Below are 23,299 nucleotides of genomic sequence, written 5' to 3' on the forward strand. Positions count from 1 at the left end.
ACGGCGCGCGACAGGAGCCAGAGGACAATGCAGACCAAGCTGGACGAAGCCAAGGCCGAGCTGCTCGAACGAGCCGCCCGGGTTGCTGAGAACAGCCCGGCCGGGGGGAATTCTCACCTGCCGACCGGGAAGACGGACGCGAGCGCTCCCGACCAGGACACATTGCTCGCGTTCCTCCAGCGCTACTACCTGCACACCGCCCCGGAGGACCTCGCCGACCGCGACCCGGTCGATGTCTTCGGAGCCGCCTTCTCGCACTACCGACTGGCCGAGAAGCGACCCCAGGGCACGGCGAACGTAAGAGTCGTCACCCCGACCGTCGAGGAGAACGGCTGGACCTGCAGCCACTCCGTCGTCGAGGTCGTCACCGACGACATGCCCTTCCTCGTCGACTCGGTGACCAACGAGCTGTCCCGGCAGGGCCGCGGGATCCATGTCGTGATCCACCCGCAGTTCTTCGTGCGGCGCGACCTCACCGGCAAGCTCATCGAGGTCCTCGGGACCCGCCCCGCCGGCGACCTCCCGCACGACGCCTCGATCGAGTCCTGGATCCACGTCGAGATCGACCGCGAGACCGACCGCGCCGATCTCAAGCAGATCACCGCCGATCTGCTGCGGGTCCTGTCCGACGCCCGTGAGGCCGTCGAGGACTGGGAGAAGATGCGCGACTCGGCGCTGCGGATCGCCGAGGAGCTGCCGAAGGAGCCCACCGCCGACGACCTGCGCGACCAGGAGGTGGAGGAGGCCCGCGAACTGCTGCGCTGGCTCGCGGACGACCACTTCACCTTCCTCGGGTACCGCGAGTACGAGCTGCACGACGACGACTCGCTGGCCGCCGTCCCCGGCACCGGGCTCGGCGTCCTGCGTTCCGACCCGCAGCACGGCGAGGACGAGAGCCACCCCGTCAGCCCGTCCTTCGAGCGGCTGCCCGCCGACGCCCGCGCGAAGGCCCGTGAGCACAAGCTCCTCGTCCTGACGAAGGCGAACAGCCGCGCCACCGTGCACCGGCCGTCCTACCTCGACTACGTCGGCGTGAAGAAGTTCGACGCCGACGGCAACGTCATCGGGGAGCGGCGCTTCCTGGGCCTGTTCTCCTCCGCCGCCTACACCGAGTCCGTGCGCCGGGTGCCCGTCATCCGCCGCAAGGTCGCCGAGGTCCTGCGCGGCGCCGGCTTCTCGCCCAACAGCCACGACGGCCGCGACCTCCTCCAGATCCTGGAGACGTACCCGCGCGACGAGCTCTTCCAGACCCCGCCCGACGAACTGCGGGCGATCGTCACGTCCGTGCTGTACCTCCAGGAGCGGCGCCGGCTGCGGCTCTACCTGCGCCAGGACGAGTACGGGCGCTACTACTCCGCGCTCGTCTACCTCCCGCGCGACCGCTACACCACCGGCGTGCGCCTGCGGATCATCGACATCCTCAAGGAGGAACTGGGCGGCACCAGCGTCGACTTCACCGCCTGGAACACCGAATCGATCCTCTCCCGGCTGCACTTCGTGGTCCGGGTCCCGCAGGGCACCGAACTGCCGCAGCTCAGCGACGCCGACAAGGACCGCATCGAGGCGCGGCTCGTCGAGGCCGCCCGCTCCTGGGCCGACGGTTTCGCCGAGGCGCTGAACGCCGAGTGCGGCGAGGAGCGCGCGGCCGAACTGCTGCGCCGGTACGGCAACATCATCCCCGAGGGCTACAAGGCCGACCACAACCCGCGCACCGCGGTCGCCGACCTGGTCCGCCTGGAGCAGCTCGGCGACGGCAAGGACTTCGACCTCAGCCTGTACGAGCCGGTCGGGGCCGCCCCCGGAGAGCGCCGCTTCAAGATCTACCGCATCGGCGAGTCGGTCTCCCTCTCCGCCGTCCTGCCGGTCCTCACCCGGCTCGGCGTCGAGGTCACCGACGAGCGGCCCTACGAGCTGCGCTGCCCGGACCGCGACTCCGCGTGGATCTACGACTTCGGTCTGCGGCTGCCCAAGTCGCCCGGCGGCAACGGCGACCACCTCGGCGACGACGGCCGCGAGCGGTTCCAGGAGGCCTTCGCGGCGACCTGGACCGGGCGCGCCGAGAACGACGGCTTCAACTCCCTCGTCCTGAGCGCCGGGCTGAACTGGCGGCAGGCGATGGTGCTGCGCGCGTACGCCAAGTACCTGCGCCAGGCCGGTTCGACGTTCAGCCAGGACTACATGGAGGACACCCTCCGCAGCAACGTCCACACCACCCGGCTGCTCGTCTCGCTCTTCGAGGCCCGGATGTCGCCGGACCGGCAGCGGGCGGGCACCGAGCTGACCGACGCCCTCCTGGAGGAGCTGGACGCCGCTCTCGACCAGGTGGCCAGCCTCGACGAGGACCGGATCCTGCGGTCCTTCCTCACCGTCATCAAGGCGACCCTGCGCACGAACTTCTTCCAGGAGGCGGGCGGCGGCGTACCGCACGACTACGTCTCCATGAAGTTCGACCCGCAGGCCATCCCGGACCTGCCCGCGCCGCGGCCGGCGTACGAGATCTGGGTGTACTCGCCGCGCGTCGAGGGCGTGCACCTGCGGTTCGGCAAGGTCGCGCGCGGCGGGCTGCGCTGGTCCGACCGGCGGGAGGACTTCCGCACCGAGATCCTCGGGCTCGTCAAGGCGCAGATGGTCAAGAACACCGTCATCGTGCCCGTCGGCGCCAAGGGCGGCTTCGTCGCCAAGCAGCTGCCCGACCCGGCGGTGGACCGCGACGCCTGGATGGCCGAGGGCGTCCGCAGCTACAAGACCTTCATCTCGGCGCTGCTCGACATCACCGACAACATGGTGGCCGGCGAGGTCGTACCGCCCTCCGACGTCGTACGGCACGACGGCGAGGACACCTACCTGGTGGTCGCCGCCGACAAGGGCACGGCGACGTTCTCCGACATCGCCAACGGTGTGGCCGAGTCGTACAACTTCTGGCTCGGGGACGCCTTCGCCTCCGGCGGCTCGGCGGGCTACGACCACAAGAAGATGGGCATCACCGCCCGCGGCGCCTGGGAGTCCGTGAAGCGGCACTTCCGCGAGCTGGGCGTCAACACCCAGACCGAGGACTTCACGGTCGTCGGCGTGGGCGACATGAGCGGTGACGTCTTCGGCAACGGCATGCTGCTCTCCGAGCACATCCGCCTGGTCGCCGCCTTCGACCACCGGCACATCGTCATCGACCCGCGCCCGGACGCCGCGACCTCGTACGCCGAGCGCCGCCGCCTCTTCGAGCTGCCGCGTTCGTCGTGGGCCGACTACGACAAGGAGCTGCTGTCGCAGGGCGGCGGCATCTTCCCCCGTACGGCCAAGGCGATCCAGCTCAACAGCCACATCCGGGAAGCGCTCGGCATCGAGGGCAACGTCGGCAAGATGACCCCCGCCGACCTGATGCGGGCCATCCTCGCGGCGCCGGTGGACCTGCTGTGGAACGGCGGCATCGGTACGTACGTGAAGGCGTCCACCGAGACGCACGCGGACGTCGGCGACAAGGCCAACGACGCCATCCGCGTGGACGGCGCCGACCTGCGGGTCAAGGTCGTCGGCGAGGGCGGCAACCTCGGCCTCACCCAGCTCGGGCGCATCGAGTTCGCGCAGGCCGGCGGCAAGGTCAACACCGACGCCATCGACAACAGCGCGGGCGTGGACACCTCCGACCACGAGGTGAACATCAAGATTCTGCTCAACGCGGTGGTCGCGGACGGCGACATGACCGTCAAGCAGCGCAACAAGCTGCTCGCCGAGATGACCGACGAGGTCGGCACGCTGGTCCTGCGCAACAACTACGCGCAGAACACGGCGCTCGCCAACGCGCTCGCCCAGTCGCCGAGCATGCTCCACGCCCAGCACCGCTACCTGCGGCACCTGGTGCGGGCCGGTCACCTCGACCGCGCGCTGGAGTTCATGCCCACCGAGCGGCAGATCAAGGAGCGGCTCAACGCCGGGCACGGGCTCACCCAGCCGGAGACGGCCGTCCTCCTCGCGTACACGAAGATCACGGTCTCCGACGAGCTGCTGCACACGTCGCTGCCCGACGACGACCACCTGCGGAGCCTGCTGCACGCGTACTTCCCGAGCGCGCTCGGGAAGCAGTTCGCCGAGCAGATCGACAGCCACCCGCTGCGGCGCGAGATCGTCACGACCGTGCTGGTCAACGACACGGTCAACACCGGTGGTACGAGCTTCCTGCACCGTCTGCGGGAGGAGACCGGGGCATCCCTGGAGGAGATCGTCAGGGCGCAGACCGCGGCCCGCGCGATCTTCAACTCCAGCTCCGTGTGGGACGGCGTCGAGGCGCTCGACAACAAGGTCGACGCGGGGGTCCAGACCCGGATCCGGCTGCACTCGCGCCGGCTCGTCGAGCGCGGTACGCGGTGGCTGCTCAACAACCGGCCGCAGCCGATCCAGCTTGCTGAAACGATCGGCTTCTTCCAGGAGCGGGTCACGCAGGTCTGGGGCGAGCTGCCCAACCTGCTGCGGGGCGCCGATCTGGAGTGGTACCAGCAGATCTACGACGAGCTGTCCGGGGCCGGGGTGCCGGACGAGTTGGCGCAGCGGGTGGCCGGGTTCTCGTCCGCCTTCCCGACGCTCGACATCGTCGCGGTCGGTGACCGTATGGGCAAGGATCCGATGGCCGTCGCGGAGGTCTACTACGACCTCGGTGACCGGCTGCGGATCACTCAGCTCATGGACCGGATCATCGAGCTGCCGCGGGCCGATCGGTGGCAGTCGATGGCGCGGGCGTCGATCCGGGAGGACCTGTACGCGGCGCACGCGGCGCTGACGGCGGATGTGCTGGCCGCGGGGAACGGGTCTGCCACGCCTGAACAGCGGTTCAAGGCGTGGGAGGAGCGGAACGCGGCGATTCTTGCTCGGGCGCGGACGACTCTGGAGGAGATTCAGGGATCCGAGGCGTTCGATCTTGCGAATCTGTCTGTGGCGATGAGGACGATGCGGACGATGTTGCGGACGCATTCGTAGCGGTTGCGTCCACGCCGGTTGAAGGGCACCCCTGTGGGTTGGGGGTGCCCTTTCTTTTCTCGCCCCCGCCGCCCCTACCCGTTCCCGTCCACGTATGGGGGCTGCGCCCCCTCGCCCCCCTGATCGCGCTGCGCGCTCGTCCTCAAGCGCCGGACGGGCTGGAGTGTCGCGGACCGTCCGCGAATCTCTCAGCCCGTCCGGCGCTTGAGGACCGGGGGTTCGGGGGCGGAGCCCCTGAGTCGTGGACGGGAACGGGTAGGGGCGGCGGGGGCGAGGGCATGTCCCTGTACGGGCTAGTTCCTGTGTGGGGATCCTCTGGGGGCGCTTAGGGTAAATAGGATGAATGAGGATCGTCCTGACATCTCTGTTGTCGTGATCGTCTACAACGACGAGGCCCGGCTGGACACAGCCGTCCGCTCCGTGCTGGAGCAGACGCTGCGCAACGTCGAGGTCGTGATCGTCGACGACCGGAGCACGGACCGTTCGTACGACGTCGCGCGAGGGCTGGCCGCGCGGCACCCCGGCCGCGTACGCGCCTTCCGGCTGGACGAGAACAGCGGAGGCTGCGGCGCGCCCCGCAACCGCGGGATCGCCGAGGCCCGCGGCACGTACGTCGTCTTCCTCGACAGCGACGACGTACTGGAACGCAACGCCTGCCGGAACATGCTGGAGGCGGCCGAGACGACCGGCGCCGATCTCGTCTCCGGCCTGTGCGTACGGGTCCACGTCGACTCGCGGGGCGGCAAGGAGGTCAAGTGGTACCCCTGGCTCTACACCCGCACCCGCACCCTGGAGTCGGTCTCCGAACTGCCCGACCTGCTGGTCTTCGACACCCTGTCCACCAACAAGTGCTATCGCCGGGAGTTCCTGGTCGGGGAGGGGCTTGAGTTCCCCGTCGGCATTCACTACGAGGACCTGCTCTTCTCCGCGCGGGCGTACGCGGCGGCCCGCAGGATCACCCTCATCCCGAACCGCGTCTACGACTGGCGGGTCGTCGACAAGGCCGCGGCCAAGTCCATCAGCAACCGCCGCGCCGAGATCGCCAACTTCGCGCACCGCATGGAGATCCACCGGCGGGTCGACCGGCTGCTGGCCGAGCGGGGGCTGGCGGAGCTCAAGTTCTTCAAGGACGTCAAGTTCCTCAAGCACGACCTGGTGCTGCATCTGCGCGATCTGCCGTTCCGGGACGCCTCCTACCGGGAGGAGTTCGCCGCCATCGCGCGCGGCTATCTGGACTCCATCGACCGGGCCGCCTTCGACGAGGTCGAGCCCATCCACGCCATCTGCGCCTATCTGCTGAGCAGGAGCGACTGGGACAACCTCCTGCCGGCCGTGGACACCCTCACCAACCGCGACAAGATCTCCTCACCGCTCGTCGAGCGCGACGGCCGCGTCTACTGGTGTGCCGAGCACATCGACGAAAGGGACGAAGAAGGAGTCTTCGCTCGGCATGTTCTCGATGTCACCGAACTCGGCTATCACGTCAAACCCGTCGAGAAGATGTTCCTGCGCAATGTCCTGACCGGGTACGAGGAGGGAGCGGGTACCGCAGGCACCCCCGGCACCCCCGGTACCGTCCGGCTGGCCGGGCGCATCACCAACCCCCTCGGTGTCGTCCCGCCCGGCGCGCGGCTCACCGGCGAGCTGGAGTTCGGCGCCCGCCGCAAGGGCGTGCGCTTCCAGACCTTCCGTTTCCCCGTCCGCACGCTGCGGCACGAGGGCGAGTCCATCGCCTGGGAGGCGTCGGTCGACCTCGCGCACGGGCTGCGGCCCCTCGGTGTCGTGGACGCCGTGTGGGACGTACGGCTGCGTCTGGACGTCGACGGGGTGCGCACCACCACCCGTCTCACCGCCTCCGAACCCGGTCTGGCCGTCGGCCGGTCGCCCGTCCGGCCGCGGCTCACCCGGCTGGTCGCCGACCATATCGAGCCCGAGGTCTCCGCGCGCGGCCATCTCTCCTTCCGGGTCGTCACCCGCGAGCGGGTCGAGGCGCTCGTCGGCAGGGGAGTGCGGGGGACGCCCGGCCGGCTCGCCAAGTCCGGGTACCGGAAGGCGAAAGGGGTGCGGCGCAGGCTCACCTCCGGGGCCACCAAGATCCGCGTCTACCACGAGGTGTTCAGCCGGCTGCCCGTGAAGAAGGGCCTGGTCGTCTTCGAGAGCCATCTGGGCCGGCAGTACAGCGACAGCCCCAAGGCGCTCTACGAGGAGATGCGGCGCCAGGATCTCGCCTTCGACGCCGTGTGGTCGTACGCAGGGCGCCCCGAGGGCTTCCCGCCCGACGCGACCCTCGTACGCCGCTGGTCGCTGCCCTATCTGAAGGCGCTGGCGCGGGCGGAGTTCTGGGTCGACAACCAGAGCTATCCGCTGAAGCTCACCAAGAGGCCGCAGACCACGTACATCCAGACCTGGCACGGGTCGGCGCTCAAGCGGATGGGTTTCGACGAGGCGGAGTGGAAGCTCAGGACCCGGGGCGCGCAGCAGGAGCAGCAGCGCGTCCTCGACCGCTTCGACCGGTTCCTGATCCGCTCCGAGCACGACGTACGCACCCTCGCCCGTGCGTTCCGGCTGAAGGAGCGCACGCTGCTGCGCGTGGGCTACCCCCGCAACGACGCGCTCGTGGCGGCCCGCGGGCGGGAGGAGGAGACCGGTGTGCGGGAGCGCGGGCCGCTCGCCGCCGAGCTGGGGATCCCGGACGACAAAGCCGTCCTGCTGTACGCGCCCACCTTCCGGCAGCACGGCGGCAGGCAGCGGCGGTTCGAGCTGCCCTTCGACGTGGAGCGGTTCGCCGACGAGTTCGGCGACCGGTACGTCCTGCTGGTGCGCTCGCACTACCTCAACCACGTCGTGCTCCCGCCGTCGGTGCGCGGGCGCGTCGTCGACGTGTCGGCCCACCACGACGTGACGCCGCTGCTCGCGCTCGCCGACGGTCTGATCACCGACTACTCGTCCGTGATGTTCGACTACGCGCTCCTCGGCCGGCCGCTGTTCTTCTTCGCCCACGACTACGAGGAGTACGTGCACGAGGGCCGCGGCACCTACTTCGACCTCCTCGAACGGGCCCCGGGCCCCGTCGTGCGCACCGAGGAGGAGCTGTACGTGGCCCTCGCCTCCCTCGACGAGCAGGTGGTCAAGTACCGGGAGGCACGGGAGGGCTTCGTCGCGGAGTTCGGCGAGTACGACACGGGTACCGCCGCGCGGAGCATCGTCGACCAGTTCTTCTCCCAGTGGAGGCGCGCATGACAGCCGAGGGCACCCCCACGACCGCGGATCCGCGCCGGGACCTCTTCTTCGTCTCCAACAGCGTCGACGAGCTGGGCGGGGTGACGAGCTGGTCGCACCAGATGGCCCGGCTGTTCACCGGACGCGGCCACCGCGTCCACGTCGTCGGCATCACACCGTCCGAGGTGCCCCAGGAACTCGGCGAGATCCCCTACCCGACGACGACCCTGTACGCCGGACAGCCGCCGCGGCCCGGCCGGGCGCGCGAGGCGAGCATGCGCGAGGAGGCCGCGAAGCTCACCGCCCTCTTCCGGGCGGCACGGCCCGGCGCGGTCGTGATCGTCACGCAGGTGTGGGCCATGGAGTGGGTCGCCCAGGCCGACACGCGCGGCCTGACCGTGATCGGGATGAGCCACGAGTCGTACGCGTACTCGAAGGCGTCCTCGCGCTTCAACCGGGTGCGCAGGCACTACCGGGACGTCGACCGCATGCTGGCGCTGACCCGCGAGGACGCCGACCTGTGGATCGGGCAGGGCATGAACAACGCCTCGTACATGCCGAATCCGCTGCCGTTCATGCCGGAGGTGCCGTCGGCGCGTACCGGGAACGTGGTCGTCAGCATCGGGCGGCTGCACGACCAGAAGGGCATCGACATGCTCCTCGACACCTGGGCGGAGGTCGCGCCGCGCCACCCCGACTGGCGGCTGCGGATCTACGGCTCGGGCGAGGACGAGGAGATCCTGAAGAAGCAGTGCACGGCCCTCGGGCTGGACGGCTGCGTGGACTGGATGGGGCGTACGAGCGATGTGCCGGAGGCGCTGCGGGGCGGTTCCGTCTTCGCCCTGTCCTCCCGGGGCGAGGGGTTTCCGCTCGCCTTGATGGAGGCCATGGCGATGGGGGTGCCGTGTGCGGCGTTCGACTGCGCGCCGGGTGTGCGGGAGATCGTCCACGACGGGGTGGACGGGCTCCTTGCGGGTCTCGGCAACACGGGGGAGCTGGCTCGGCGGCTGGATGTCCTGATGTCCGACAAGTCGCTGCGGGACGGGATGGGCGAGGCGGCCCGCGTCAATATCCAGCGTTATACGACGACCGAGATCGTGAGCAGGTGGGAGGGGTTGTTCGCGTTTCTTGAACGGTGAGGTCCCGGTTGTGCGTCGGGTGCGGGCCGGTGGGGGGCACCCGCGCAGTTCCCCGCGCCCCTGGGCAGTGGGGGCGCGGGGAACTGCGCGACCAGCCCCCACTCGCCCGCAGCCGAACTACCCCTTCCCCCCACCCCCCGTGAACTTCTCGTACTCCTTGAGGACTTCCTCCGTGGGGCCGTCCAAACGGAGTTCCCCCCGTTCGAGCCACAGCACCCGATCACACGTGTCCCGGATCGACTTGTTGTTGTGGCTCACCAGGAAGACCGTGCCCGCACTCTTCCGCAGCTCCCGGATCCGGGCCTCGGAGCGCTTCTGGAAGGAGCGGTCCCCCGTCGCGAGGGCCTCGTCGATCATCAGCACGTCGTGGTCCTTCGCGGCGGCGATGGAGAACCGCAGTCGCGCCGCCATCCCGGAGGAGTACGTGCGCATCGGCAGGGTGATGAAGTCGCCCTTCTCGTTGATCCCGGAGAAGTCGACGATCTCCTGGTAGCGCTCGCGCACCTGCTCGCGGGACATGCCCATCGCGAGCCCGCCCAGGTAGACGTTGCGTTCGCCGGTGAGGTCGTTCATCAGCGCGGCGTTGACGCCCAGCAGGGAGGGCTGGCCGTCCGTGTAGATACGGCCGTGTTCGACGGGCAGCAGGCCGGCGACGGCCTTGAGCAGGGTGGACTTGCCCGAACCGTTCGTGCCGATCAGGCCGATCGCCTCACCCCGGTACGCGGTGAAGGAGACGGACCTGACGGCGTGCACCTTGCGCACGCCCGACGCCTGCTCGGCCTTCTTCCCACGCAGGATGCGGTTGAGCGCGGCGGTGGCGCTGCCCCGCCCCACGCCCGTGCCGTTGACGCGGTAGACGATGTCGACGCGGTCGGCGACGACGGTGGGGATCCGACCGACCCGGTCGGTCACTGCGCTCTGTTCAGCCACGGCCGTAAGTCTCCTCAGCCTTCCAGAAGTAGATGAAGCCGCCGACGCCGGCGAGCAGGGCCCAGCCGACCGCGAGTGCCCACACGTGGTGGGGCAGCTGGCTCGCGTGGAACGAGTCGATCAGCGCGAACCGCATGAGGTCGATGTAGACGGCGGCCGGGTTGCACCGCAGGGCGAGCAGCACGATCCGCGGCAGGTCCGGGTGGCCGGCGAGCACCCGGTCGATGCTCCACATGACCCCGGAGACGTACATCCAGGTCCGCAGCAGGAACGGCATCAGCTGTGCGATGTCCGGTGTCCGGGCGCCCAGCCGGGCCACGATCATCGCCACGCCCGCGTTGAACACGAACTGAAGTGCCAGCGCGGGCACGGCCAGCAGCCAGGACACGCCGACGGGCACACCGAAGCAGAGCAGGATCACGAACAGCGCGGCCATCGAGAACAGCAGCTGCTGAAGCTGTTGCAGCGCGTACGACACCGGGAGCGCGGCCCGCGGGAAGTGCAGGGCGCGGACCAGGCCGAGGCTGCCGGAGATCGCCCGGGTGCCCGCCATGATCGAGCTCTGTGTGAACGTCCACACGAACACGCCCGTGACCAGGAACGGAACGTAGTCCGGCACGCCCCGGCTCGTGCCCATCAGGACGCCGAAGATGAAGTAGTAGACCGCCGCGTTCAGCAGGGGGGTGGCCACCTGCCAGACCTGGCCGAGCTTCGCCTGGCTGTACTGGGCGGTGAGCTTGGCCGTGGCGAACGCGGTGATGAAGTGCCGGCGCGCCCACAGCTGGCGGACGTACGCGGACAGGGTGGGCCGTGCGCCGCTGACGGTGAGGCCGTGGCGGGCGGCGAGTGCCGCGGGGTCGTCGTCGGGCAGGACCGGCGCCGGGGGCGGGGGCGCCGAGGACGGTGTGTCGAGGACCTGACTCACATCCGCTGCTTTCACTCGGGGGAGGGGCGGAGAGGGAGGAAGGGGCGAACTGGGGCCCTTCGAGGGCTCTTTGCCTGCGGTTGAGCTGCGATTGGGGACGGCTTTACGTCGGGACGGGACCGTATCGTCGTCACGTGAGCGTAGGCCGATCCGACGTCGGAACGCAACCGTTTCGTCGTCACGCCTCTATGCTGGTCCGCATGACGACGAACGCCGATGCCGACGGAGCACCCCAGAGCCCTCAGCAGCCGGAGTTGCCGCCGCAGTCGCGGCCGGAGCGGCCCGAGCGGCCGGAGCGGCCGGAGTCGGAGGCGAAGCCGCAGCCGCGCCGCCGGGCCCCCGCCGGGGCGGCCGTCCTCCGGGAGGACGTCACGGAGGCGATCAGGGCCGCCGTCTTCGGGGAACTCGCGGCCGTCGGATACGCGCGCATGTCCATCGAGGGGATCGCGCGCCGCGCGGGCGTCGGCAAGACCGCCGTCTACCGCCGGTGGCGCTCCAAGCTGCACCTGGTGCTCGACCTGGTCTCCGCGATCGCCGTACAGGGGCTGCCCGCACCCGACACGGGCACCCTGGAGGGCGATCTGCGCCTGCTGTACGAGGTCACCTCACGCGCCCTGCGTCACCCTGTCGCCTCGCAGGTCATCCCGGATCTTCAGGCCGAGGCGGCCCGCAACCCGGAGATCGCCGAGGCCCTGCAGAAAGCGCTGCGCGAGGGGCAGGCGGGCGTCGCCAACGGCATCGTCGAGGCGGCCCGGGCGCGCGGTGAGATCCGTGCGGACGTCGACGGCGAACTGGCTCTCGACCTGATGTCGGGACCGCTGTACTGGCGCGCGGTGGTGATCCGTGGCCCAAAGCCGCCGAAGGGATATCTGGAGAGCTTGACCCGGGCCACGGCGGCGGCTCTCAGGGCGCTGTAGAGGACCGGAGACGGCCGTTCCACCTGCGGTTCGGCGGCGCCTGCCGCCCTGCTCCGGGTACCTCCCGGGAGGCTCCGAGGCCCCGCAGCGACCGGATCGTTGTCATCCACGCCTCACTCTCGGGCCCTCCGGGGGCGCATACTGGAAACACGATGACGAAGCCATCCGCGCCCCGGCGCCACCTGTCCACCAGTCCCTTCAAAGCTCCGGTTGTCCCGGTCGCCAAGCACTTCGCCCTGGGTGACCGTGTGACGCACGACCAGTTCGGCCTGGGCAGGATTGTCGGCGTCGAGGAGGGCATCGCGATGCTCGTCGACTTCGGCTCCCGCCAGGCCCGTATCGTCAGCCCCTACACCCGTATGGACAAGCTCTGACGGATCGCGTCAGCACACCCTCGCCGCGGCCCAGGACCACCTCCGGCCCGCGGCGAGTGTGTTTCGGAGCCGCGAGCCGCGCAGCGGTGCGGCGGCTCCTAGCCGTGCCGTGCCTGCGGGTGGAGCCGTAGCCAGCCCTCCCAGGCCGACGTGATCATGTCGTCGAGGCCGTACTTGGCCTTCCAGGCGAGTTCCGCGGCGACGCGTTCGGCGGAGGCCACGACCCGCGCCGGGTCGCCGGGCCGGCGCGGGGTCACCGTGGGCGCGAGCGTGTGGCCGGTGAGCTCGTTGATGCGGTCGATCATGCGGCGGACCGAGACGCCCTCGCCGCGCCCGATGTCGAGGGTCAGCTCGGTGCCGGGGGCCGCGGCGAGCCGCCTGGCCGCCGCCACATGGGCCTCCGCCAGGTCGACGACGTGGATGTAGTCGCGCACGCAGGTGCCGTCCGGGGTCGCGTAGTCGTCGCCGAAGATCCGGGGCGGCTCGCCCCGCGTGAGCTTCTCGAAGACCATCGGCACGATGTTGAAGACGCCCACGTCGGCCAGTTCCGGCGCCGCCGCGCCCGCCACGTTGAAGTAGCGCAGACAGGCCGTCGACAGCCCGTGCGCGCGGCCCGTGGACCGCACCAGCCACTCCCCGGCGAGCTTGGTCTCCCCGTACGGGTTGATCGGCACGCAGGGCGTCTCCTCGGTCACGAGGTCGACGTCGGGCATGCCGTACACCGCGGCCGAGGACGAGAACACGAAGGACGGCACCGCGGCGGCCGTGACCGCCTGCAGCAGCACACGCAGCCCCTCGACGTTCTCGCGGTAGTAGTGCAGCGGCAGGTCCACCGACTCGCCGACCTGCTTCTTCGCCGCCAGGTGCACGACACCGGTGATCGCGTGGTCCCGCAGCGCCCGCGCGACCCGCTCCCCGTCCAGGGTCGAGCCGACGACGAGCGGCACCCCGTCCGGGACGCGTTCGGAGATCCCGGTGGACAGGTCGTCGTACACCACGGTCCGTTCGCCCGCCTCGGTCATCGCGCGGACGACGTGCGCCCCGATGTAGCCGGCGCCGCCGGTGATCAGCCAGGTCATCTACGGCCGTCCCCTCGTGTGTACTCGTGCGTACTCGTGTGTCCCTCATGGTGCGGATACGGATCAGTGAAGCAAACGCTTCAGTCTGCGGCCCAGCACGGCCGCCGTCCCCCGCAGCCCCGGCGCGATCCGCAGTGCGAGCGAGCCCGCGTGGGTCGCGTACGGCTGGACGAGCAGGACCCCGTGCCGGACGCTCGGCAGGATCGTCCGGCGCAGCAGGCCGGGGCCCGTGCTCGCGTGCGCGGTGGTCTCGCGGGTCGTGCCGTCGTGGAAGCGCAGGCACAGCCGCAGGTCCCAGGTGCCGGAGCCGAGCGCCGCGAGGTCGGCCGGCGCCTCGGCCGTCCAGGAGTCGACGCCGGAACCGATGGAGCCGGAGCCGATGGTGTCGGGGTCGATGTCGTCCGCGTGGAAGCGTGCGGTGAGCGTGAGGCCCGTCCGCCCGTCCCCCCGGTGCACGAACTCGGCGTCCACGGTCGCCGGTGCCGCGTCCGCCATCCGCCCGTACAGCTCGTGCAGGCGCAGCCGCAGCCGGGTGCCGCGCGCGCGGGGCCGCAGTTCCGCGTCGACGGCCATGGGCAGGACGCGTACGGGCCGGTGCAGGAGGTGTTCCAGGGTGACGTGGGGCAGGTCGGCCGACCAGATTGGCGTACCGTCCTTCGCCCGCGCGTACGGGGGCCGCAGCCGGGCCGGACGCGCCGCGACCTCCTTGATGCGGGTCAGGTCGCGCGGCTTCTCGGAGGCCAGCACCACCTGGGCGATCACCCTGCCGGGCGCCGGGGCCAGCGCGAAGTCGGCCGCGTCGAACGTCGCGAGGTAGGCGCGCGTGAGGGCCCACCACTCGCGCCGGTACACGGCCCCGCGCAGATCCAGCTCGCGCACGTACATCCGCAGGGCGTGGTCGAGGAACCGCGCCCGGGACGCGCGGGCCAGCCGCTTCTCACCGGCGGCGAGGAGGACGTCGTACGCCAGGGCGTGGGCGGTGATCCTGGCGCGCCAGTTGTCGACGCCCGACCTGTCCAGCGAGATCGACAGGCGTTCGGCGTCGCGGCGCACGTGCCAGACGTAGACCGTGTCCGGGATCAGCGCGATGCGCGGACGGGCGGCGAGCACGCGCGCGGTGAAGACGAAGTCCTCGTAGGGGAAGCGGCCTTCGGGGAAGCGGATGCCGTGCTCGCGCAGGAAGCCGGTGCGGTACAGCTTGTTGACGCACAGCGTGTCGTGGACCAGGCGGACGCGGCGCGAGGGGCGGGTCACCAGGGCGGCCCCCGCGTACAGCTCGGGCTGCCAGCGGACCTCGCGGCCGGAGGGCAGTTCGCGGCGCACGCACAGGCCCGCCGTGACCTCGGTGCCGCGTCCGGTGGCCGCCGTCAGCAGGGCGTCCACCGCGCCCGGCGGCAGTACGTCGTCGCTGTCGAGGAACATCACGTACGGGGCCGTGGCGGCGTCGATGCCGTCGTTGCGCGGGCTGCCGCAGCCGCCGCTGTTGACCTCGCGGCGGACGACCCTCAGGCGCGGCTCGTCCGACGCGAGGCGGTCCAGGAGGTGCGCGCTGCCGTCGGTCGAGCAGTCGTCCACGGCGATCACCTCACGGACCGCGGGCCCCTGCGCCAGGGCCGAGCGCACCGCGTCCCCCACATGGGCGGCGTCCTCGTACCCGATGACGACGACGCTCACCTGCGCCCGGTGCGGTCGGGGGGCGTGAGGCGTTCTGGCTTGCATGGCTCGTACGGCTTCCACGAGACGCAATAGTAGTTAATGCGGGCAAAATCCCCTTTAGGGGCACTCGCTCAAGGGGCGCCCACCGTCTCGTGGGGGCGGTGTCGATCGGGCGCGGGGCGCGTTTCCGCGGGCCGGGGTCCGGCGGGTCGGAGCCCGGCCGTCCACAAGCGGTGGAAGGAGAGCCCGGCGGCCGTCACCAGCAGGCCGTTGCGGACGAGCATCAGCAGGGTGCCCGTCCAGGTGCAGGCCACGACGTCGTCGTACAGGACGGGGTACGCGAGCGAGCTGACCGCCGCCGCCGCGGCGACCAGCGTCGCGACCGGGCGCTGCGTGGTGTGCCGCGAGGTCAGGCACACGGCGGCCAGCCCGATCAGCCACACCAGGTACTGGGGACTGATGACCCGGCTCGTCACCGTGAACAGGAGCACGGCGCTCAGCGCGGCGTCGTACGGGGTCGCCGGCGTCCAGTGCCGGGCGCGCAGCCGCCACAGCAGCAGCGCGCCGAAGGCCGCGACGGTGAGCGCGAGCGACACCGCGGCGATCGAGGTGACGTACGGGCCGGTGAACTCCATGGCGCCGTACCGGTAGCCCACCTGCCCCGGCCAGCCCGCGTGACGGGCGAGGGACAGGGCCGTGCCGCCGAGCGACTCGATCTGCACGCCCCGGCCGCTCTGCTGGTGCAGGAAGTCGAACGGGTCGCGGAAGAGCGCGCCGAGCGTCAGCAGCAGCGCGCCCGCGGTGACGGCCGCCGACGTCCACGCCTCCTTCGTCGTACGGCCCCGGGGCGTGCCGATCAGGGTCAGCGCGGGCCACACCTTCACCAGGGCGCCGAGCGCGGCGAACGCGCCGCACGCGCGCGTGGAGCGCGACAACGCCAGCAGGGAGACCACGGCGAAGGCGGTGACCTGCACGTCGTAGCGCGCGAGGGGGATGTGCAGGAGGAGGGGCAGGGCCGCCGTCCACAGCGCCGCGCCGCGCAGACTGCGGCCGGGGCGGGTGCCCGCGCGCGTGAGGACGACGGCGACCAGCAGGTCGGTGGCCAGGGTGAGGGTCACGAACGCCTGGAAGTACGTCAGCCCCGGCAGCAGTCCGGGGGAGAGCAGGACGGGGCCCGCGCCCGGCGGGTACTGCCACAGGCGGTCGCCGGAGGGGAACGTGCCGGTGGCGAGGACGCCGTACCAGCGGGCGTACAGCTCGTGCACCTCGCGTGCGACGCCGCCGACGCCGAGGGGGGTGCGGCCGTCCTGGGAGAGCAGCCAGAGCATCAGGGCGCGGGTGGCCGACCAGGTCGCGGCGAGGGTCGGGAGCTTCTTCCGGGGGATCATCCGGGGGATCGTAAGCCGCAAGGTGACTCATAACGGCTGATGACGAGTCGATCAGCGGCAAAGGTCAGCTATTAGCACAAGATCTGGCGCATGATCGTCAAGCGTTCGAGGGGTGCTGTCGGTTTCGGCTCCGGCTCCGGCTCCGGCTCCGGCTCCGGCCCCGGCTCCGGCCCCGGCCCCGGCTCCGGCTTCGGTGTCGTCGGGGCCGTGGTCGTGCCCGGGGTCGTCATGTTCGTGATCGGCCTGTGGGGGATCGACCGGGGCGGGATGTGGCGTGACGAGGCGGTCACCTTCCAGGTGGCGCGGCGGTCGCTGCCGCAGATCTGGCATCTGCTGCACTCCGTGGACGCGGTGCACGGGCTCTACTACCTCCTCATGCACCCCGTCCTCGCCGTCCGTCCCGGCGAGGTCGCGCTGCGCCTGCCCTCGCTCTGCGCGGCGGCGGTGACGGCGAGCCTCGTGGCGGCGCTGGGGGTGCGGCTTGCGCGTCCGCGGGTGGGGTTGTGGGCGGGGTTGTTGTACGCGGTGACGCCGGTGGTGGGGCACTTCGCGCAGGAGGGGCGGGCTTATGCGCTCGTCTCCGCGGGGGTGGCGGGGGCCACGTTTTTGCTTGTGCGGGCGGCGGGGTCGGGGGGTTGGCCCTCCGGGACGGGGGTGTGTGTCGGGTGCGGGGCGGTGGGGGCTTGTCGCGCAGTTCCCCGCGCCCCTATCGGGGTCCTGCGGTCGTGTGTTGGGTGCGGGCGGGTGGGGGCTTGTCGCGCCGTTTCCCGTGTCCCTGGGTGGGGGTGGGGTGTCTATGGGGGTGTTGTCGGGGTCACCGTGTTGCTGCATGAGTTCGCCGTGCTGGTTCTGCTCGCGCATGCGGGGACGTTGGTGCTTGCGCGGGTGTCGCGGGATGTGTGGTGGGGGTGGGGGCGGGCCGTCGCCGGTGTGGTTCTCGTGGTGGTTCCGCTGGCAGTGGTCTCCCATGGGCAGGCGGGGCAGGTGGCGTGGCTCAGGGCTCCCGATGGCGCCGCGGTCGAGGCGCTGCTGCGGTCGTTCGCGGGGCCGACCCCGCTGGTCCTCGGCCCGTATCTGCTGCTGATCGTCCTCGCCCTGCGCGGGCCGCTCGCCCGCCGCGGCGCGTTCTCCCTCCCCGCGGTCGCCCTCCCGCTGCTGCTCGTGCCGCCCGCGACCCTCCTCGCCGTCTCGCGCCACTGGCCGCTCTACGACGACCGCTATGTGCTGTACGCGCTCGCGGGCGCACCCCTGCTGGCGGCGGCGGGCGCGGAACGGCTGGCCGGGGCGGCGGCCCGGCTGTACGGCCGCCGGACGCCGCGACACGTCCACCCGTACGCCGTCACATGCCTCGGAGTGTGCGGCGTCGCCCTCGCCCTCGTCGCGCAGCTTCCCGTCCTGCGCGCGGACCGGGACCCCGCCCGGCGCCCCGACGACCTCGCCGCCGTCTCGGCCGCGGCGGCCCGGCGGATGAGCCACGGCGACCCCGTGCTCTTCCTCCCGGCGCTCGCCAGACGCGCGGCGGTGGCGTACCCGAAGGGCTTCCGCGGTACGGCGGACATCGCGCTGCGCGAGCCCGGGCCCGTCTCCGGAACCCTCTACGGACGCGAGACCTCTCCCGGCGAACTGCGCCGCCGGCTCGACGGGCTCGACCGCGTGTGGGTGGTCGCCGAGCCGTACGCGCTGCGGCCCGGCTGGTATCCGCCGGTCCCCGCCGAACAGGTCAAACTCGCCCTCCTGGAGGGGGAGTTCGTGCCGCGGGCCGAGTACGTGCGCAAGGCGTCGGTCATGCGGCTCTATGTGCGCAGGTCCGTGGCGGCGGGCCCGGCCGGGGTCACTCGCAGCCCGGGGTCTCCTCCAGCGCCGCCGCGTCCAGCGCGCCCGTGAGCCGGTCGAGCCGGGTCCGCAGGTCCTCGATCTCCGCCAGCTCGAAGCCCGTCGCGGCGGCGATCCGGCGCGGTACGCGCAGCGCCCGCTCGCGCAGGGCCGTGCCCTCGCCGGTGAGCCCGACCATCACGGACCGCTCGTCCAGGGCGCTGCGCTCACGGCGTACGAGACCGGCCGTCTCCAGTCGCTTCAGCAGCGGCGACAGCGTGCCGGAGTCGAGCCGCAGGTGCTCGCCGACCTTCTTCACGGGCAGGTCGCCGTGCTCCCACAGGACGAGCATGACCAGGTACTGGGGGTAGGTGAGGCCCAGATCCTTCAGGACGACGCGGTACAGACTCCCGAAGGCGCGCGAGGCGGCGTTCAGGGAGAAGCAGATCTGCTGGTCGAGGCGGAGGAAGTCGTCCTGGGGGTCCTCGGACACGGGCGTCGTGGTCATGGCTCCAGGGTACCTCGGCACGTCATTTAGTTGTGCACAATTTAATTGTGTGCTCTACTTGTGGTTGTCGGCGGCCGGGAACCACAGGCCGCGGGCCCGATGTGGACCTTGAATGACCTTTGAGAGGGATGGTTTCCATGGACGCGATCTACACCGCCGTAGCCACCGCCACCCACGGCCGTGACGGCCGCGCCTACAGCTCCGACGGGCAGCTCGACCTGCAGCTCGGCATTCCGACGGAGATGGGCGGCAACGGTCAGGGGACGAACCCCGAGCAGCTGTTCGCCGCCGGGTACTCGGCGTGTTTCGCCAGTGCGCTCGCGCTGGTGGGGCGTTCGGCGAAGGTCGATGTCAGTGACGCGGCGGTGACCGCGGAGGTCGGGATCGGCAAGGAGGGGGAAGGGTTCGCCCTCAAGGTCACGCTTCGGGTGGAGCTGCCGGAGTCTGTCGACGCGGAGACCGGGCGGAAGCTGGTCGAGCAGGCTCACCAGGTGTGCCCTTACTCGAACGCTACGCGGGGGAACGTGCCGGTCGAGCTGGTCGTCGAGTAGTTTTCCTCGCCCCGCCGCCCCTACCCGTTCCCGTCCACGCATGGGGGCTGCGCCCCCTCGCCCCCCTTTGCGCAGTTCCCCGCGCCCCGAGGCACCTAGGGGCGCGGGGAACTGCGCAATCTTTTGGGCCCGCCCCCACCGGCCGTCGGCCGACACAGGGCCTCGTCCTTCAGGGGCGCGGGGAACTGCGCAATCTTTTGGGCCCGCCCCCACCGGCCGTCGGCCGACACAGGGCCTCGTCCTTCAGGGGCGCGGGGAACTGCGCAATCCTTTGGGCGCGCCCCCGCCGGCCCGCAGGCTAAGTCCTCCAGTGGGGGTTCGGGGGCGGAGCCTCCGAGTCAGTGACGGGAACGGGTAGGGGCGGCCGGGGCGGAAATCATCCCCCGCCCACCACAGCGGTACCCCCACCACCGCAGCCAGCCACGCCATCACCATCAGGCGGTCGATGGCGATGTCGGGGTGTGCGGCCATGCTCAGCACCCCGGTCGACGCGGCGCCGACCAGCAGCACCCCGAACGCCGGCCGCGCCCGGAGCGCCGCCCAGACCCCCGCCCCGACCAGCACCAGGAACAGCGGCTCGGCCAGTTGGCGGCGCAGCCACTCGATCCAGAAGTTGACCTCCAGGTGGAGGAACTCCCGCCAGGGCCGCTCCCGGTCCGGCCGGAAGAAGTGGTCGGTGAGCAGGTCCTGGAGGCTGTCCGACTCCGAGGGGTAGTGCAGGAGCCGGGCGAGCAGGACCGTTCCCGCAGCCGCCCCCACCGTCACCTTCAGCAGCGTCTTCACGGCGTCCCCGACCGGCCGCCCCGACCTCCTGCGGTGGACGCCGATCACACAGCACGCCCCGGCCAGACACACCGCCAGGAACAGTGCCTGCGAGTGCTTCACGGTGAAGAGCAGCGCCAGGGAGAGGGCGACCACGGGGCCCGCCCGCCGCCCGCGCAGCACCAGCGCGCAGCCCCACAGCGCCGCGAGGGTGAGCGCCAGCATCGTGCCCTCGGTCATGGGCCGCATCGCGGTGACGCCCGTCGGCAGCACGTAGTACAGCGCCTGCCCGGCCAGCGCGGGTCCCACCGGCACGTCCAGCGTCCGCAGGACCAGGAACACCAGCACGCCGCCGGCCGCCGCGACGCACACCCCCGCCGCCCACAGCCCCCACGTCACGCCGAACACCGTCACGAACGGCAGGAGCAGCAGCGGATAGCCGGGCCGCACCTCGAAGATCCGCATGAACCGCTCGCTCATGAAGGGTGCCGTCCAGCCGGACGTCTGGCCCGCGTCGAGCCGCCGGCCGACGCTCCAGTGGTAGTAGCGGTCGCACTCCGCCCGGATGCCCGGCCCCGGATCGGGGGCACGGAAGCGCCGGACGTCCACGCTGTGGTTGCGGGAGGCCGTCTCGCCCCGGCTCGCGCACACGTACGCGATGCTGCGGTCCGCCGCCTGAGTCTTGTCGGCGCCGCCCAGACTCAGCGCGTACGACAGGTAGTTGCGGCTGTCGGGGGTGTCCCGGCCGGTGACGTTGGCGAGCTGAAGGCAGCCGAACAGGGCGGCGAGGAACAGCACCCACGCGGCGGGGCGGGCCTTCATGAGCGGGTCAGCGCGTCGCTCGGAGCACCGGCTGCGGGCGCGGGGACCATGGGTGCCGCCAGGTCCTCGCCGAGCATCAGCGTCCGTACGACCCTCTCCGCGGCCCGCCCGTCGTCGTAGCCGCCGAACCGTGACCGGAAGGCGGTCCGCAGCCGGGTCGACTCCTCGTCCCGCCACGCGCCCGACGCGAACAGCCGCGCCAGTTCGTCCTCGTCGCGGGTGACATGGCCCGGCGGATGCTCGGTGACGTCGAAGTACGTGCCCCGCGCGGCGAGATACGTGTCCAGGTCGTAGGCGTGCAGGACGATCGGCCGGTCGAGGTGCGCGTAGTCGAACATCAGGGCGGAGTAGTCGGTGATCAGCGCGTCGGAGGCGAGCAGCAGATCCTCGACGTGCGGTTCGTCGGTGACGTCCAGGAGGAGGCCGCGCGCGGCCAGGTCCCGCAGGCCGAGGCCGCGTTCGTGGTGCTGGGCGAGGGACGGGTGCAGGCGGACCGCCAGGACGTGGTCGCCCGGCAGCCCCGCGATCAGGCGTTCCAGGTCGCGGGCCGGTGCGTAACCGCCCTGCCGGTGGTCCCGTTTCGTCGGCGCGTACAGGAGCAGGGTGCTCCCGTCCGGGACGCCGAGGCGCTGCCGTACGGATGCGCGGCGGCCCTCCTCGGGGCGGACCAGGCAGTCGTTGCGCGGGCTGCCCGAGCGCAGGGACGTGTAGCCGCAGGGGTAGGCGCGGTCCCAGACCAGCTCGGAGTGCGGGTTCGCGACCAGGCTGTAGTCCCAGCGGTCGGCGCGCCGCAGCATCTTCGGGACGCTGAAGCCGCGCCGCGCGCCGGGGTACTTCAGCAGATCCGCGCCCATCGACTTCACCGGGGTGCCCTGGTGGGTGTGGATGTGGACGGAGCCCCTGCGTTTGACCAGATCGTTCGCCCAGTTGACGTTGTTGATCAGGTAGCCGGCGCGTGCCGTGACCCTGCGGTAGGCGCGGCTGCCCGGCAGGACGTGGTCGACGCCCGGCGGCAGCGCGGCCACATGGTCCTTGCCGACCACCCACACGGACCGGATGTGCGGGGCGAGCTCCTGCGCCTTGCGGTGGATCGCGGCCGGGTCGCCGAGGACGCCCCGGTGCGAGAAAGCCGAGTACACGGCGAGGTTGCGGTCGAGCGGGCGGCGCAGCACCAGCCGCCGGTGCAGCGCCAGCAGCACCCTGCGCAGCCGTCGCCGCCACGCGAGGCGGCGCCTGCGCAGCCCGGCACGCTTCACGGCGGCGACCCGGTGCAGCGCGTAGAGGGCGTACGGGGCGCGGGCGAGCAGCGTGAACGACGTCCGCGGGATCTGCGCGCCGGGCCGGTGCCCGTCCGGCCGGTACGCGCGCAGGTCCCGGGCCGCCCGCCGGTGGAACTCGGGACGCGACGACGGCGGTACGCGGTCCGCCTGGCGCAGGATGAAGAGGTAGTGGTCCGCCATGTGGTCGTAGAGGAAACCGCGCCACCGCTCCAGCTCCGGCCGCTCCCCGAGGAACCGGAACAGCCGCTCGTACTGCGCGAACACCTCGAAGTGCTCCCGGCTGGGCGTGCGCATCGCGTTGCCCTGGCGGCGCTGGCGGTAGTACACGCAGATCCGGTCGACGAGGGTGATCGTGCGGGCCGTCCACAGCGTCTGGTAGACGATCACCGCGTCCTCGTAGAAGCCGGTGGGGAAGGTGAAGCCGCCCTCGCGGAAGAAGTCGAGGCGGTACGCCTTGTTCCACACGACCGTGAACAGGTCGAGCAGTTCGGGGCGTTCGGCGACCGTGAACACCTCAGGGCCCGGCGCGGCGAACATCTCCGCGTCCCGGTTGCGCTTCACCGCGCCGTACCAGTGGGTGCGCGCGTAGTCGAACAGCACGATGTCCGGCCGGCCGGTGGCGTCGATGCGCTCGGCGATCGCCCGCAGGGTGCCCGGGGTGTAGCTGTCGTCGCTGTCCAGGAAGAGCAGGTACTCGCCGCGCGCCAGCTTCGCGCCGTGGTTGCGGGCCGGGCCGATACCGCCGTTGACGGGCAGGTGCACCGCCACGACCCGCTCGTCGCGGGCCGCGAACTCGTCGATGATCGCCGGGCTCCCGTCCGGGGAGCGGTCGTCGACGACGATCAGCTCGAAGTCGCCGTACGACTGGCCGAGGACCGACTCCAGACAGGTGCGCAGGTAGCCCTGCACGTTGTGGACGGGCACGACGATGCTGAAGCGGGGCATGGCACTTCCAGGTCCGGGAGCTTGCTG

At 71.3% G+C, this 23,299-nt stretch carries 15 protein-coding genes; 7 read left to right on the forward strand and 8 right to left on the reverse strand.

Features of this window, described 5'->3' with window-relative positions; genetic code table 11:
- The first annotated feature begins 27 nt into the window (after positions 1-27).
- From J8N05_RS10480 to J8N05_RS10490, 3 genes are all read left to right on the forward strand, one after another.
- Complete coding sequence (locus J8N05_RS10480; RefSeq protein WP_210882149.1) at positions 28-4,965, forward strand: NAD-glutamate dehydrogenase; 4,938 nt, start codon at positions 28-30, stop codon at positions 4,963-4,965.
- Positions 4,966-5,304: 339 nt separating this feature from the next.
- Positions 5,305-8,205, forward strand: coding sequence for a bifunctional glycosyltransferase/CDP-glycerol:glycerophosphate glycerophosphotransferase (locus tag J8N05_RS10485; protein ID WP_210882150.1), 2,901 nt, complete (start codon positions 5,305-5,307; stop codon positions 8,203-8,205).
- The gene (locus J8N05_RS10490) at positions 8,202-9,323 is read left to right on the forward strand and encodes a glycosyltransferase (RefSeq protein ID WP_210882151.1); all 1,122 of its coding nucleotides are present in this window, start codon (positions 8,202-8,204) and stop codon (positions 9,321-9,323) included. Before J8N05_RS10485 ends, J8N05_RS10490 begins: the two co-directional genes overlap by 4 nt.
- Positions 9,324-9,440: 117 nt before the next feature.
- Here the strand turns inward: J8N05_RS10490 and J8N05_RS10495 are convergent, their stop codons facing one another.
- Positions 9,441-10,253, reverse strand: coding sequence for an ABC transporter ATP-binding protein (locus J8N05_RS10495; protein WP_210882152.1), 813 nt, complete (start codon positions 10,251-10,253; stop codon positions 9,441-9,443).
- Complete coding sequence (locus tag J8N05_RS10500; protein ID WP_210882153.1) at positions 10,246-11,178, reverse strand: ABC transporter permease; 933 nt, start codon at positions 11,176-11,178, stop codon at positions 10,246-10,248. Before J8N05_RS10500 ends, J8N05_RS10495 begins: the two co-directional genes overlap by 8 nt.
- A 188-nt stretch (positions 11,179-11,366) precedes the next feature.
- Between J8N05_RS10500 and J8N05_RS10505 the strand changes: the two genes are divergently transcribed.
- Positions 11,367-12,095, forward strand: a complete 729-nt coding sequence (locus tag J8N05_RS10505; protein ID WP_210882154.1) for a TetR/AcrR family transcriptional regulator — start codon at positions 11,367-11,369, stop codon at positions 12,093-12,095.
- Between the two features lie 152 nt (positions 12,096-12,247).
- Positions 12,248-12,469, forward strand: coding sequence for a hypothetical protein (locus J8N05_RS10510; RefSeq protein WP_055517933.1), 222 nt, complete (start codon positions 12,248-12,250; stop codon positions 12,467-12,469).
- Between the two features lie 98 nt (positions 12,470-12,567).
- Here the strand turns inward: J8N05_RS10510 and galE are convergent, their stop codons facing one another.
- From galE to J8N05_RS10525, 3 genes are all read right to left on the reverse strand, one after another.
- Positions 12,568-13,548: a UDP-glucose 4-epimerase GalE gene (gene galE, locus J8N05_RS10515; RefSeq protein ID WP_210882155.1), complete on the reverse strand. Its 981-nt coding sequence runs from the start codon at positions 13,546-13,548 to the stop codon at positions 12,568-12,570.
- 63 nt (positions 13,549-13,611) lie between these two features.
- Positions 13,612-15,267 (reverse strand): glycosyltransferase family 2 protein, encoded by a 1,656-nt coding sequence (locus J8N05_RS10520; protein WP_210882156.1) that lies wholly within the window; start codon positions 15,265-15,267, stop codon positions 13,612-13,614.
- 68 nt (positions 15,268-15,335) lie between these two features.
- Positions 15,336-16,592, reverse strand: a complete 1,257-nt coding sequence (locus tag J8N05_RS10525) for a glycosyltransferase family 87 protein (RefSeq protein ID WP_210882158.1) — start codon at positions 16,590-16,592, stop codon at positions 15,336-15,338.
- Between the two features lie 228 nt (positions 16,593-16,820).
- Between J8N05_RS10525 and J8N05_RS10530 the strand changes: the two genes are divergently transcribed.
- Entirely contained in the window at positions 16,821-18,476 is a 1,656-nt protein-coding gene (locus tag J8N05_RS10530; RefSeq protein ID WP_210890118.1) for a glycosyltransferase family 39 protein, read from the forward strand.
- On the opposite strand, the gene J8N05_RS10535 is transcribed toward J8N05_RS10530, so the two are convergent.
- The gene (locus J8N05_RS10535; protein WP_210882160.1) at positions 18,424-18,912 is read right to left on the reverse strand and encodes a MarR family winged helix-turn-helix transcriptional regulator; all 489 of its coding nucleotides are present in this window, start codon (positions 18,910-18,912) and stop codon (positions 18,424-18,426) included. The two genes, J8N05_RS10530 and J8N05_RS10535, sit on opposite strands and share 53 nt — an antisense overlap.
- 137 nt (positions 18,913-19,049) lie before the next feature.
- Between J8N05_RS10535 and J8N05_RS10540 the strand changes: the two genes are divergently transcribed.
- Complete coding sequence (locus tag J8N05_RS10540) at positions 19,050-19,463, forward strand: organic hydroperoxide resistance protein (protein ID WP_210882161.1); 414 nt, start codon at positions 19,050-19,052, stop codon at positions 19,461-19,463.
- A gap of 243 nt (positions 19,464-19,706) precedes the next feature.
- On the opposite strand, the gene J8N05_RS10545 is transcribed toward J8N05_RS10540, so the two are convergent.
- Together J8N05_RS10545 and J8N05_RS10550 are read right to left on the reverse strand one after the other, a co-directional pair.
- Complete coding sequence (locus J8N05_RS10545; protein WP_247706221.1) at positions 19,707-21,047, reverse strand: hypothetical protein; 1,341 nt, start codon at positions 21,045-21,047, stop codon at positions 19,707-19,709.
- Entirely contained in the window at positions 21,044-23,272 is a 2,229-nt protein-coding gene (locus J8N05_RS10550) for a bifunctional glycosyltransferase/CDP-glycerol:glycerophosphate glycerophosphotransferase (protein WP_210882162.1), read from the reverse strand. The genes J8N05_RS10545 and J8N05_RS10550 overlap by 4 nt, the downstream gene beginning before the upstream one ends.
- Positions 23,273-23,299 lie beyond the last annotated feature (27 nt).

Source organism: Streptomyces liliiviolaceus, assembly GCF_018070025.1.
GTDB classification, from domain to species: domain Bacteria; phylum Actinomycetota; class Actinomycetes; order Streptomycetales; family Streptomycetaceae; genus Streptomyces; species Streptomyces liliiviolaceus.

Coding starts and splice junctions, on each gene's coding strand:
- J8N05_RS10480 (WP_210882149.1), top strand. CDS start 28: ATGCAGACCAAGCTGGACGAAGCCAAGGCCGAGCTGCTCGAACGAGCC.
- J8N05_RS10550 (WP_210882162.1), bottom strand. CDS start 23,272: ATGCCCCGCTTCAGCATCGTCGTGCCCGTCCACAACGTGCAGGGCTAC.
- J8N05_RS10510 (WP_055517933.1), top strand. CDS start 12,248: ATGACGAAGCCATCCGCGCCCCGGCGCCACCTGTCCACCAGTCCCTTC.
- J8N05_RS10540 (WP_210882161.1), top strand. CDS start 19,050: ATGGACGCGATCTACACCGCCGTAGCCACCGCCACCCACGGCCGTGAC.
- galE (WP_210882155.1), bottom strand. CDS start 13,548: ATGACCTGGCTGATCACCGGCGGCGCCGGCTACATCGGGGCGCACGTC.
- J8N05_RS10485 (WP_210882150.1), top strand. CDS start 5,305: ATGAATGAGGATCGTCCTGACATCTCTGTTGTCGTGATCGTCTACAAC.
- J8N05_RS10525 (WP_210882158.1), bottom strand. CDS start 16,592: ATGATCCCCCGGAAGAAGCTCCCGACCCTCGCCGCGACCTGGTCGGCC.
- J8N05_RS10520 (WP_210882156.1), bottom strand. CDS start 15,267: ATGCAAGCCAGAACGCCTCACGCCCCCCGACCGCACCGGGCGCAGGTG.
- J8N05_RS10535 (WP_210882160.1), bottom strand. CDS start 18,912: ATGACCACGACGCCCGTGTCCGAGGACCCCCAGGACGACTTCCTCCGC.
- J8N05_RS10530 (WP_210890118.1), top strand. CDS start 16,821: ATGTTCGTGATCGGCCTGTGGGGGATCGACCGGGGCGGGATGTGGCGT.
- J8N05_RS10490 (WP_210882151.1), top strand. CDS start 8,202: ATGACAGCCGAGGGCACCCCCACGACCGCGGATCCGCGCCGGGACCTC.
- J8N05_RS10505 (WP_210882154.1), top strand. CDS start 11,367: ATGCTGGTCCGCATGACGACGAACGCCGATGCCGACGGAGCACCCCAG.
- J8N05_RS10545 (WP_247706221.1), bottom strand. CDS start 21,047: ATGAAGGCCCGCCCCGCCGCGTGGGTGCTGTTCCTCGCCGCCCTGTTC.